Origin of the sequence: Luteococcus sp. H101 (assembly GCF_038433155.1) — a bacterium.
GTDB lineage: Bacteria > Actinomycetota > Actinomycetes > Propionibacteriales > Propionibacteriaceae > Luteococcus.
In genome coordinates, this window is the sequence record NZ_JBCDMW010000017.1 from 12,340 (window position 1) to 24,599 (window position 12,260).

A 12,260-nucleotide genomic window follows, 5' to 3' on the forward strand; every position below is an offset into this window, starting at 1 on the left:
TCCGGGGTCGGGTCACCAGCCGCGGCCCAGCCCGGAGGCGCGGGTGGCCGGGTTCTGGATGGTCTTGGTCACGGCGTCGGTCTGGCCGATCAACCGCACCCCGGAACTGGCCCGGGTGACGGCGGTGTAGAGCAGCTCCCGGGTCAGCAGTGAGGACTCGGCCGGCGGCAGCACGACGGTGACCCGCTGGAACTGGCTGCCCTGCGCCTTGTGCACCGTCATGGCGTGCAAACTGGTGACTGCGTCCAGCAGGAAGGGCGAGAACAACCGGGCCTGCTGCCCGGTACCGATCGCCGCCCGGTTCCCGGAAGCGGTGGCCACCACCACCCCGGAATCCCCATTGGACAGCTCCAGGTCCCGCAGGTTCTGGGTCACGAGCAATGGCCGGCCCAGGTACCACTCCCCGTCGGCGGCATACCCGTCGACGTGGGAACGTAGCGCCTCCTCCACCATCCGGCCCCAACGGGAGACGCCCCACCGTCCTTCGCGGTGGGCGCACAGCAGCCGGTGCTGGTCCAGCGCCGTCAACGCGGTGGCGACGTCTCCCTCCCGGGCCGCGGCGTGCACGGCGGCTCCGCTGGCCAGCACCTGCTGGCGGACCTGCGGCAGGTCCTCCAGTTGCAGGGCGCCGGCATTGGTGGGGACCAGCTCCACGTCGCCCCCACCGGCCAGCAGTTCCAGGGCCAGCTCGGCGTTGCCGGTGCGGATCGCCTCGGCCAGGTCCGCGATGCCACGGCCGAAACGCCAGGTGTGGGTGAGCACCGTGACGCTGCCCCGGGGCGGACGCTCCGCCGCGGCCGGCAGCTCGGCGGCCCGGACCAGGTCCGCCAGCACGGCCCCGGCATCCACGGAGGTGAGCTGGTTGGGGTCTCCCACCAACACCAGCCGCGTCTGGGGCCGCAGCGACTCCAGCAGCCGGGCCATCAGGGGCAGGGCCACCATGGACATCTCATCCACCACCACCACCTGGTGGGGCAGGGGATTGCCGGGCCCCCGGCCGAAGCCGCGGCCGGCCCCGCGGGCGTCCAGCAATTTGTGCAGCGTGGCGGCCGACGTGATCTGCGGGGCGCTCACCTGCGGCGGCAGTTGGGCCAGGGCCTCCGCGACGGCCTGTTGCAGCCGGGCGGCCGCCTTGCCGGAGGGCGCGGCCAGGGCGATCCGCAGCGGCTGGTCCGTGGTGGCCTGCAGCACCGCCAGCAGCCTGGCCACGGTGGTGGTCTTGCCGGTGCCCGGCCCGCCCGCCACCACGGAGGTCCAGTTGAAGGCCGCCCGACGAGCGGCCTCCCGCTGCTGGTCCACCTCACCGGCGCTCAGGCCCCGGCCGTCGAACAGGGCATCCAGCACCTCGGCCAGGGCGGTCTGGTCCACCGGCGGCGCCGGCCGGGCGGCGCGCTGGTCCAGGGCGTGCCGGACGGTGGACTCCTCGGCCCAGTAGCGCTCCAGGTAGAGCAGGTCCTCGGCCAGCCGCACGGGCCGGTGGTTGAGCGGCACGTCGAAGCCCTGGGCCACCAGGCCGGAGGCACGCAGTGTGGTCAGCCACTGTTCGGGCTCCGGCCAGGGCAGCGCGTCCACGTCGGTCTCCGGGTCGGCGGCCAGGTCCAGCGCCGGGTCCAGCATCTCGGCCACCACCCGCTCCCGCAGCCCGGTCAGTTGCAGGCAGACCGAGCCCAGCCGCAGCGCCCGCACGGCCAGCGCCACCGCCAGCAGCACCTGCTGGTTGCCCTCGCCGCACAGCCGGCCCAGGGTCTGGGCGACGTGCACGTCGGGGGGTACCAGCACCCCGGCGCGGTTGAACTCCGCCAGCAGGCCGGTGGCCGAGACCACGGTGTTGGCGGTGGGAGCCGGATGGGGCCGGGTCATCGCAGACCTCCGATCAGTTCCGAGCAGTGCACCACCAGGGCGGGCGACGGCTGCCAGGCGAAGACTCCGCACGGCATGCCGTCGACGACGGGCGTCTGCGGCCCCGCCATGCCGCGGAGGAACAGGTAGCCCACCCCGCCCAGGTGCCGATCCGGCAGGTAGCCGGGCAGCCGCCAGGCCAAGAAACGGTGCAGGGCGACGCAGTACAGCAGCGCCTGCAGGGGGTAGTGCGCCTCCACCATCGCGATCCGCATCGGCTCGGGGGTGTAGTGCCGGCAGCCGAGCTGTTCACCCTCGGGCACCGGGATCCGGTTGGTCTTGTAGTCCACCACCCAGAACCGCTGCCCGTCGCTCGAGGGCTTGCCGGTGCGCAGCACCGCGTCGATCGAGCCGGTCAGGAATCCGTGGAGGGTCTTGTCCGCCACCCCGCTCGCGGCCAGGTGGGCACCGTAGCGGGCGGCGAAGCCATCCTCACCGGTCAGTTCGACGTCCTGCAGGGCGGCGGCGAGGTCCCGCAGGGTGGCCGCTCGTCCCGCCGATCCCATCGGCAGCTCGAAGTCCAGCTCCGCGAGCCGGTCGCTCGGCGGGATGTCGCACAGCCGCAGCCCCTCGGCCACCGGCCCCAGCGGGGTCTGCAGCACCTGCAGCAGACCGTCGGCCAACCGGGTGCCGTCCAGTCCGTCCACCGGCAGCCGGGCCGAGAGTGGACCGATGTGGCGCTCCAGCTCGGCCCGCAGGTCGGGGGCGGTGGGGTCGGTCAGTTCCAGCACGCCGTGCACCAGGCTGCCGAACTGGGTGCCACCCGGCAGCGGGGCCAGGGCGGAGGTCAGGGAACCGGTGGCCTGCGTCGCGGCGGTGTCCGGCTCCACCGGCTCGGCCAGCATGGCCTCGGTGTCCGGTTCGTCGGCCTCCAGCGGCGGGGTTGGGCCGGGCCGCAGCGCGTGCACCTCGTGGGTCAGGCCGGAATAGGAGGTGCGGCGCCAGGTGTGGTCGATGGCGCGGGTGAAGGCCCGGGCGCTCAGTGGCGGGTTGCGGGTGGGCACCGGCGGGCGGCCGGAGACCGGCTCGGGGTGGACCCGCACCAGCTCCACCAGTGCCGGGTCCAGCCCGGGGACCTGGCAGGGATCAGCGGGCAGCTCGCAGACCAGATCGGGTTCCTGCCCCGGCACCCGGGCGCCGTGCAGCAGCCGGTGCAGGGCCGAGGTCTGGGTGTTGGCCTTGGTGGGGGCCCACCACATCACCAACCGGGACTTGGCCCGGGTCATGGCGACGTACAGGGTGCGCAGGCTCTCGGCGCGTTCCTGGGCCGTGCGCACCTGCTGGCGCTGCTGCCAGCCGGCATCGACGCCCACGTCCAGTGCCCGTTGGCCGGCCAGGTGCAGCACGCTGGGTTCACCCGGGCGTGGCTCCCGGGGGGCCTCATTGGCGGCCTCGGGCAGCAGGACAATCGGGAACTCCAGGCCCTTGGCCCCGTGGATGGTCATGATCTGCACGCAGGAGGAGTCGGTCTCCAGGCGTCGGGTGCGGTCGTCGTCCTGGGAACGACGGGCCTCTGCGATCCGGTCGGCCAGCCATTCCGCCAGGGCCAGCGGGCCGAGCTGGTGCCGCACGGCGGCGTCGTTCAACAGCTGGGAGACGTGCCGGACATCGGTCATCACCCGCTCCCCGTCCGGCCGTCCGAGCAGCCGTCGGTAGAGCTGGGTCTGGTCACACAGCGCCTCGAAGACCGCGGCCACCCCCTGGGCCGCCAGGATCCGGCTGAGGGTCTTGACCTGCACCGCCAGCTCGGACATGGTGCGCCCCGGCGCGGCCAGGCCGTCATCCGCGACGGCGGCCGCCAGCTCGGTCTCGGTCCAGCCGACCAGACAACTCAGCGCCGCCCGCTTCATCGCCTGCGCTGACGGCTCCACCAGGGCCCTGAGCAGGTGCAGCCAGGCCTGGGCCGCCTCGCTGGACATCACCGTCGCCGCCCCGCCGAAGACGGCGCGCACGCCCACGCCCTCCAGCGCGGCCTTGACCTGCTCCCCGCGCCAGTTGGAGCGCACCAGCACCGCGATGTCGCGCGGGGCGACGGGCCTGCCCGAGACCTGCCAGCCGTCGTTCAACAGGGCCAGCACCTGCCCGGCGAGGTCCTGGTCCACCGCGCGAGCGGCGGCCGTGGCCCCGTACTCGCCGCGCGGGGGCCCGGCCAGGCAGCGCACCTGCACGGCGGGCGTCGCCCCCGGGCCGGTGATCCGGGCACCCCGATGGGCGGCCAGGACGGGCCGGGCGATGATCTGCTGCGAGCCCATCGCCGCCTGGCCGAAGACCTCCAGCACCCCGCGGACCACGGGCTCGTCGCTGCGGTGGTTCACCTGCAGGGTGTAGAGCCGGTCGGCATGCCGCACGGCGTCCAGGTAGGCGTGGACGTCGGCGCCCCGGAAGGCATAGATGGCCTGTTTCGGGTCCCCGATCAGCACCACCACGCTGTGGCCCACGAAGGCGCGTTGCACGATCTCCCACTGGGTGGGGTCGGTGTCCTGGAACTCGTCGATCAGGACCAAGCGGTAGCGCTGGCTCAACGCCCGGACCGCCAGCTCCCCGGTCAGCGGGTCGGCCAGGGCATCCCGCAGCCGACGAACCATGTCGTCGAAGGTGTAGAGCCCGGCGCGGCGCTTGCGACGTTCGAACTGGCGACGCACCTCGGCCGCAAAACCCACCCGGTCGGCAGACAGCCCCTGGGCGTCGACGGGCACCAGCTGGGCATCGGGTTCGCGCAGCGCGGCCCGGCCCACCTCGGCATAACGGGCGAAGGTGGCCAGCTTGCCGGGCACCTGCTCCGATCCGTTCACCTCCCGGCCCAGGTACACGTCGTGCACCACCTGCTCGGCCAGGTCGTCGACGGACTCGGCGAAGCGCGTGGTGTGGTCGTGGTCCACCAGCAGGCCCAGCCCGGTGAGCATCCGGGCGCAGAACTCATGCGTGGTGGCGATGGTGGCGGCATCGATCTCGGCCAGTGCGGCGCGGATCCGGTCACGACGGGCGCCCACCTCGGCGCGGGGGGCGTCGACGAGGTGCCGGTCGATCTGGTCCGCGGGCTGCTCGCCGGTGTCCAGCCAGGCCTCGAGGGCGGCCAGGCTGTCGCGCAGCCGGCTGTAGACCCGGTGGCGCAGCTCCGAGGTGGCGGCGCGGGAGAAGGTGACCATCATGATCTGGTCCAGGCTGAACAGTCCCTCCGCCAGGTAGCGCACCGCCAGGGCGGTGATGGCGTAGGTCTTGCCGGTGCCGGCGGAGGCCTCCAGGACGCAGGTGCCCGTCGGCAGCGGTCCACACAGGTCGAAGGGGGTGGGATCGGCCGTGGTCATCGCAGGTTCCCCACGCTCAGGTGCTCCCGCAGCGGCGCGAACAGCCAGTCGGACAGATTCTCGAACCGGGAGGGTCCGGGGACCCCGGGGTCGCCGGGCTCCGGCGGGATCCGCCGCAGCGCGTCGAAGTCCTGGGGCAGGAAGCGCGCCCAGTCCGCGTCGTGTTCGTAGCGGAATTCCCGGGCGGCCTGGGTGTCCGGGTCGTGGTCCCGGAAGGGGCGCAGCGGGGTGGCCCGTTGGAAGGTGGCGGCCGCCTTGACCGGCAACGGCACCAGCCGGACCAGCCCGGCCTGGCGCAGGGCGGCCAGCTCGGTCAACAGCTCGCGGCAGCGCTGGGGCGGGGGCGCGCTGAGGGTGGCCACCGCGTCCCGCCCGATGTGCACCGCCCGCCAACCCAGCTCCGGGGCGGGCTGGCTCCCGGCCAGTAGCAGGAGTTCCAGCCACGCCTGCAGCAGGTGGGTGGCGCTGGTGCGGGAGAAGGCCAGGCTGACGATGCTGGCGTCGTGCACGCGGACCCGGCCGGTGAGCAGCTGGCCAGCTCCGGGCAGGTCCAGTTCGCAGTCGACGTCGGTGGCGGCGGCCGAGCGCTCCCGGGCGGCGGCGTTGACCACCTTTCCCACCACCGGGCCGATCTTGTTCAGGGTGCGGCTGCCCAGGTGGCCGGGCGGGATCTGGCCCCGCAAGCGCTCGGCGGCCATGATCTGGCCGGGGTCCAGCCCATCCAACGCCAGCCGAACCATCCGGTCCCCGATGGCCCATTCCTGCAGCCCATTGGGTTCGATCGGCAGTTCGTCGTCCAGCTCCTCGCCCCACTCGGTCATGCTCACCCCCAGCCGGCGGCGCAGCAGTTCGCGCGCGGGGTGGCGGTAGAAATCGGTCAGCGTGGCCAGGTCCAGCGATTCGTCGGGGCCGGGCAGCGGCCCGAAGGAGGTCTGCCACAGCGGCTCCGGCCCGGCCTCGGGCTGGCCCACCTGGAGCTCCCGGGCCTGGGCCCCGGCCAGCGCGGCCCGGTCGAAGCTGAACGGGCGCTCCGCCTGACCCTGCTGGAAATTGGTGCCGGCCTGCGGCTGCAGGCTGTGCCGGAACTCCCGCAGCACGTCGGCGGCGGCCGCGGCCTCCCGCAGGTCGATCACCGAGACCGGCCGGGGCACCGGCTCATTGGTGCGCGGGGTGAAGCCCTGGTGCACCACGACGAGGTGGTCGCGGGCGGACTCGACGGCCTGCAGCAGCAACTCCCGGTCCCGGGCTCGGGGGTCGGTCTCCGGATCGGCGGTGGGCCCAGCCACCAGGTCGTCCCCGTCCAGCGGGGGCCGGGCGGGGAAACGCTGGTCATCCAGGCCTAGCACCGCAACCACCCGGTGGGCCACACCCCCCAGGTCATCCAGGCCGCACACCAGCAGCGACCCATTGCCGAAATTGGGGCGGCCGCGTCCGGTGCGCAGCAAGCGGTCGAACAGGGCCTGGACGTCGCCCAACCGCAGCGGGGCCACCCGATCCGCGGTGAGGTCGGCCAGGTCCGCCAGCTCGCCCCTGGCCTGGGTGAGCTGCCAGGCGTCGTCGCCCTCCGCCGCGGTCAGCAGGTCCAACGCCCCGTGCAGCCGGCCGATCCACTCCCCGATACCCGCCGGTTGGCGCCAGTCCGCCACCAGCTTGCGGGTGCGGGAGACGATCTCGGCCAGGCTGCCGGCCGCCAGCACGTCGGTGGAATCCACCTGTTCCACCGGCAACGCGGTGCCCAGCCAGCGCAGCGGGGTGGGCCCCACCGCGATCCCGGTGAGCACCCGGTCCACCCCGGCCAGCCAGGTGGACTGCGCCACCTGACCCAGCCCGAAGTCCGAGCGGTGGGTGCGATCCAGGCCCCAGCGGATGTCGGCCTGCTGGACCAGGCGGCTGATCCGCTCCAGCTCGTCGCTGCCCAGCCCGAAGCGCCGGGCCACCGGGGCACTGCCGCACAGGTCAACCAGGTCCTGGGCGGTGGCGCGTTGGCCGGCCAGCCGCAGGACCAGCCGCAGGGTCTCCAGCACCTGGTTCGGCTGGTCCAGGGAGGCGTCGGCCAGCTGCACCCGCAGCTGGTGGCCGGGATGCAGGTGTTCGCCCACCACGGCCGGGTCCAGGCAGAAGCTGGCCCGCACCAGCGGCGCGTACAGGTCCAGGTCCGGGCAGGCGACGACGATGTCGCGGGGCTCCAGCGTCGGGTCGTCGGCCAGCAGGGCGCACAGCACCTCCCGCAGCACCTCCACCTGCCGGTCGGGGCCGTGGGAGGCGTGCACCTGGACATCGGCCGGCAGCCCCGGGCGGGCTTGTCCGGGCTGTCGTCGGACCGTGTCGGCGGCTTCCCGCCAGCGGCCCAGACCCACCCGACCCGTGGCCCCCCACCGGCCGTCTAGGGCGGACTCCCGCTCCGACGCCTGCTGCCACAGGCTGACCGGCATCCGGGTGGCCAGCGCCGTGACCAGTTCCCGGTCCAGGGGTGGGCAGGGGGTGGGGTTGACCAGCCGCAGCACCGGGTCCGGGAGCAGCGGGCCGTCCTGGTGGGCGATGGCTGCACTCAGCTGGGCATGCCGACGAACCGGGTCCGCGGGGCCCAGCAGCTCGCCCACCCGGCGCCACAGGTGCGGTTGCCAGCTGGCCCGCGGCGTCAGGGGTGCGCCCAGCGGATCGACGTCGAGCCCCTCGCTCCAGGCCCGCACCAGTGTGGGGGCGGTGCGGCAGTAGCGCAGGAAGAGCCTGGCGATCCGGTCCGCGGTGGCCAGCCGTCGGCCCGGACGGTCGGCGGCCTCATCCTGGGCGCCACCCAGGTGGTGCTGCAAGGGAGCGAACCAGGGCTCGTCGGCCACCTGCGCCATCACGTCCAGCAGGGCCAGCGTCAGGCCCCGCGAACGCCACGGGTCGTTGGCCGCCTGGACCCCGAGCAGCACCTCCTCCAGCCGACGACGCAGCCCCCGCAGTCCCAGGAAGGTGACGCCGGCGCTGATCCCCGCCGGACCGCTGGCCAGTGCCTGGGACAGGCCCCGACGGGTGGCCGGGGAGTCCACCACCACGAGCTGGCTGGCAAAGGGATCCGGCAGGGGCTGGCCCAGCTGGTCCGCCAGGCCGGTGCACAGGCTCTCCCAGTCCGGGCACAGCACCAGCTCCAGACCGGCCGAAGCGCCGGTGGTCAGGGGATTCGCGTGCTGGTTCATGATGCTTCCCAGCCTAGGGCCCGGCACCGACAGTTTTTCGTCGGTGGACGCGGCTAAGGTGGCCGACGTGCCAAGCCCAGACCCCGAACAGATCCTGGCCGCGTTGGACGCGGAACAGCGTCAGGTGGCCACCACCTTCGACGCGCCGGTCGCGGTGATCGCCGGGGCCGGCACCGGCAAGACCCGGGCCATCACCCACCGGATCGCCTACGGGTCGCTGACCGGGGCACTGGATCCGCGCGGGGTGCTGGCGGTGACCTTCACCACCCGGGCCGCGGGGGAGATGCGCGGCCGGCTGCACCAGCTGGGGGTGGGCAATGTCCAGGCCCGCACCTTCCACTCCGCGGCGCTGCGCCAGATCCAGTTCTTCTGGCCCAGGGCCTATGGCGTCGAGCTGCCGCAGGTGACCGACCGTCGGATGGCACTGGTGGCCGAGGCCGCCTCCCGGCACGGCCTGAAGGTGGACACCGGATTGCTGCGGGACCTGTTGGGCGAGATCAGCTGGGCCAAGGTCTCCAATGTCACGGTGGGGGAGTACCCGGCCATCGCCCGGGCCGCCAACCGCACCCTGGCGGGGGCGGACCCGGAGACCGTCGCCAAGGTCTTCACGGGATATGAGGCGGCCAAGCGCAACCGCGGCCAGATCGACTTCGACGACATCCTGCTGTGCACCGCCGCCCTGCTCAGCGAGCACGAACAGGTGGCCGCCCAGGTCCGCGGCCAGTACCGGCACTTCGTGGTGGACGAGTACCAGGACGTCTCCCCGCTGCAACAGACCGTGCTCAACCTCTGGTTGGGCGATCGTCGGGACCTGTGCGTGGTGGGGGACCCGCACCAGTCCATCCACGCCTTCGCCGGGGCCCGGGCGGACTTCCTGACCGGCTTCGCCGCCCAGCATCCGGGCACGACGGTGGTCCGGCTGGTCCGGGACTACCGCTCCACTCCCCAGGTGGTCGACCTGGCCAACAAGGTGATGACTCCCCGGGGGCGGGGGGCGCAACGGCCCCAGCCCGGGAGCCTGGGAGGCGTGCAGCTGGTGGCGCAGCAACCCAGCGGACCGGGGGTGGAGTTCGGCTCGCACCCGGAGGAGACCGACGAGGCCCGGGCGATCGCCGGCTGGTTGGCCTCCCGGCACGACGAGGGAACCGACTGGCGCCAGATGGCGGTGCTCTTCCGGATCAATGCCCAGTCACCGGTGCTGGAGGCCGCGCTGAGCGAGAAGAACATCCCCTACCTGGTGCGCGGCAGCGAGAAGTTCTACGAGCGGCCCGAGATCAAGCAGGCCCTGGCCCAGCTGCGGGCCGCGGTCCGGGCCGAGACGGAGGGCCCAGGCCTGCCATTGCTCAAGGATGTGCTGGCCTCGGTGGGCTGGTCGGCCGATCCGCCGGAGGGGTCCGGATCGGTGCGGGAGAAGTGGGAGTCGTTGAATGCGCTGGTGGACCTGGCGCATGACATCGCCGTCGAGAACCCGGAACATGGCCTGACCGAGCTGGTCACCGCGCTGGGGGAGCGGGCCAGCCTGCAGCAGGCCCCAGTGAGCCAGGGCGTGACGTTGGGCACCCTGCACGCGTCGAAGGGCCTGGAATGGGAGGCGGTCTGCCTGTTCGGGATGCAGGAGGGCACCCTGCCCTTCCTGCTGGCCACCACCGACGAGCAGCTGGCGGAGGAGAAACGGCTGCTCTACGTCGGCATCACCCGGGCCCGACGGCACCTGCGGATCTCCTGGAGCCGTTCCCGCAGCGGCGGCCGCGGCAACCGCGGGCCCTCGCGCTTCCTGGACGGCCTGACCCCCGCCGCCCTGGCGCAGCAGGCGCAGACGCAGGCACCGATGAGGCGAGCAAGCCGGTCCGCCCAGTCCCAGACCTGCCGGGTCTGCGGGAAGGGCCTGACCAGTGGGGCCGAGCGCAAGCTGGGCCGGCACGCCGGCTGCCCGTCGAGCTACGACGAGCACCTGCTGGCCCGGTTGAAGGACTGGCGCAAGCAGGTGGCGCAGGAGGCCAGCATGCCCGCCTTCGTGATCTTCACCGACGCCACCCTGATTGCCGTCGCGGAGGCCGAACCCCGCACCGAGGCCGACCTGCTCAAGGTTCCGGGCGTCGGACGGACCAAGCTGGAGCGCTACGGCGGACCATTGCTGGCCTTGGTGGCGGGCGAGGAACCGGAACAAAACCCGTAGTCAAAAATGGCTTGCGCGGATCTTCGCACGGGCCGTAGATTTGTCAGCACGAACTCACGCGGAGCGGCCGGGTGGGGTGAACAAGGAGAGGAGGGCTGTCGGGATGAACACAAATTTCGTCGGCTGTGGCATCAAGCGCCCAAGCATCGAGCGCGCAGCGATCAACCACGCAGAGCAGCTCTCTGCCTTCGGCGACGCCTATGGCGCCACCACGCACCCCGACAACCCCTCTCCGAGCACCATGGTCTGAGCCACCCTGTCTGGCAGGCCGTGACATCGGGGAAACCCGGAGTCACGGCCTTCTTCGTGCTCCGGGGAACATCCACCCAACGGCCTCCAGGAGTTCCAGACATGACCATGACCATGACGAGCATCGACGTCGTGATCAGCGCGCCCAGCAGCCCCGCGGCGTGCTCGGATGCCGACCCCAACCTGTTCTTCGCCGACGACATGGCCACCGTCGAGCAGGCCAAGCAGATCTGCGCCACCTGCCCGGTCCGCGGGCTCTGCCTCAACGGCGCGCTGGAGCGGGCCGAACCGCACGGTGTGTGGGGCGGTGAGCTGTTCGACGGTGGGCGGGTGATCGCGCGCAAACGGCCGAGGGGCAGGCCCCGCAAGCATCCGCTGGTGGAGACCCCCGACGCCGACGCCGAGGCCCGCGCCGCCTGATCCGCGCCCGGTCCCTGGCCACCCGGTCAGGGCCGCCAGCCACACCCGCAGTCCGGGTGGGTGCTGAACAGCACCTCCCGGACGGCGGGGTAGTGCAGGTCATGCAGCTCGATCCGGCCGTGCAACCGGTGGGCTGCCCCCAGGCCGCGCGCCAACCAACCGACCTCCAGGACCGCCCGGCCGGCCACCGTCTGGGTCAGGGTGGGCTCCGGCCGGGCGGGCAGCGCGCTCAGCTGGGCCAGCACCTGCGGCCAGGCCGGGTCGGCCTGGCGTCGGGAGAGGTCCAGGCACTGCATGCAGGGGGAGCGGCCGGGCATGACCAGCGGCCCCACCCGGCCCACGTCCCGGTGGCAACCGACCACCAGGTGGGTCAGGTCGTGCCGCACCAGCTCCTCCAGCAGCCACCGGTCCGGTTCCGCCCGGGCCGCGGCCACCACCACCAGATCGGTGCCGGCCTCGGCCAGTTCCGACACCTGGCCCACGGTGCGCAGCACCACACTCTGCCGCGGCCGCAGCGAGTGGACCAGGGCTTCTGCGCCGGTGGCCTGGCTGTTCTTGGGCCAGACCACCGGGTCCGGCCGGGCCCCGTCCAGACAGTCCAGCCGGCGGATCCCGGCCCGCAGCAGGGTCCGGGCCACCGCGCGGGCCAGGCTGCCGGAGCCCACCAGGGCCACCCGCAGGCCCTGCACCGGGCTGGTTCCCGCCCCGGCCACGGCCAGTCCGTGGGTGGTGAACAGCGTCAGGACGCTGTCCAGCCGCTGCTGTTGCGTGGGCGCCAGCCCCCGGTGCAGGCGACCCGTGGTGGTCCACCCGTCGGCATGGGCCAGGCGCTGGTCCAGCTCCCGGTCCACCGCGGGCAGCTCCGCCCAGCAGGTCTCGTCCAGCCAGTAGCGCACCCCGTCGCCGGTGAGCACCCGCTCACCGCGCACCCGGGGATTGAGGCAAACCTGATTCATGCCTGCCAGCCTTGCCGAGCGCGCCCGCGGGGGGAAGGCCGGACAACAATCGGACAACAACCGGACAACACCG

Annotated in this window: 7 protein-coding genes; 3 read left to right on the forward strand and 4 right to left on the reverse strand. The window is 73.0% G+C overall.

The genetic code is table 11. The features are described from left to right. Positions 1–12 precede the first annotated feature (12 nt). The 3 genes from recD to AAEX60_RS06650 are packed head-to-tail and all read right to left on the reverse strand — an operon-like array spanning position 13 to position 8,386. A complete protein-coding gene (gene recD / locus AAEX60_RS06640) occupies positions 13–1,860 on the reverse strand; it encodes an exodeoxyribonuclease V subunit alpha (protein ID WP_342102082.1) in 1,848 nt (615 codons plus the stop codon). Continuing rightward, positions 1,857–5,204, reverse strand: a complete 3,348-nt coding sequence (locus tag AAEX60_RS06645; protein WP_342102083.1) for a UvrD-helicase domain-containing protein — start codon at positions 5,202–5,204, stop codon at positions 1,857–1,859. The genes recD and AAEX60_RS06645 overlap by 4 nt, the downstream gene beginning before the upstream one ends. Continuing rightward, positions 5,201–8,386, reverse strand: a complete 3,186-nt coding sequence (locus AAEX60_RS06650) for an exodeoxyribonuclease V subunit gamma (protein WP_342102084.1) — start codon at positions 8,384–8,386, stop codon at positions 5,201–5,203. Before AAEX60_RS06650 ends, AAEX60_RS06645 begins: the two co-directional genes overlap by 4 nt. 1 nt (position 8,387) lies before the next feature. On the opposite strand from AAEX60_RS06650, the gene AAEX60_RS06655 reads away from it, so the two are divergent. The 3 genes from AAEX60_RS06655 (at position 8,388) to AAEX60_RS06665 (ending at position 11,231) form a co-directional block, all read left to right on the forward strand. After that, complete coding sequence (locus tag AAEX60_RS06655; protein ID WP_446721288.1) at positions 8,388–10,562, forward strand: ATP-dependent helicase; 2,175 nt, start codon at positions 8,388–8,390, stop codon at positions 10,560–10,562. A 103-nt stretch (positions 10,563–10,665) separates the two neighbouring features. Beyond that, a complete protein-coding gene (locus AAEX60_RS06660; protein ID WP_342102088.1) occupies positions 10,666–10,812 on the forward strand; it encodes a hypothetical protein in 147 nt (48 codons plus the stop codon). A 101-nt stretch (positions 10,813–10,913) separates the two neighbouring features. Next, entirely contained in the window at positions 10,914–11,231 is a 318-nt protein-coding gene (locus tag AAEX60_RS06665; protein ID WP_446721287.1) for a WhiB family transcriptional regulator, read from the forward strand. A gap of 26 nt (positions 11,232–11,257) precedes the next feature. Here the strand turns inward: AAEX60_RS06665 and AAEX60_RS06670 are convergent, their stop codons facing one another. Continuing rightward, positions 11,258–12,187 (reverse strand): hypothetical protein, encoded by a 930-nt coding sequence (locus tag AAEX60_RS06670; protein ID WP_342102090.1) that lies wholly within the window; start codon positions 12,185–12,187, stop codon positions 11,258–11,260. Positions 12,188–12,260 lie beyond the last annotated feature (73 nt).

Coding starts and splice junctions, on each gene's coding strand:
- recD (WP_342102082.1), bottom strand. CDS start 1,860: ATGACCCGGCCCCATCCGGCTCCCACCGCCAACACCGTGGTCTCGGCC.
- AAEX60_RS06645 (WP_342102083.1), bottom strand. CDS start 5,204: ATGACCACGGCCGATCCCACCCCCTTCGACCTGTGTGGACCGCTGCCG.
- AAEX60_RS06650 (WP_342102084.1), bottom strand. CDS start 8,386: ATGAACCAGCACGCGAATCCCCTGACCACCGGCGCTTCGGCCGGTCTG.
- AAEX60_RS06655 (WP_446721288.1), top strand. CDS start 8,388: ATGCTTCCCAGCCTAGGGCCCGGCACCGACAGTTTTTCGTCGGTGGAC.
- AAEX60_RS06660 (WP_342102088.1), top strand. CDS start 10,666: ATGAACACAAATTTCGTCGGCTGTGGCATCAAGCGCCCAAGCATCGAG.
- AAEX60_RS06665 (WP_446721287.1), top strand. CDS start 10,914: ATGACCATGACCATGACGAGCATCGACGTCGTGATCAGCGCGCCCAGC.
- AAEX60_RS06670 (WP_342102090.1), bottom strand. CDS start 12,187: ATGAATCAGGTTTGCCTCAATCCCCGGGTGCGCGGTGAGCGGGTGCTC.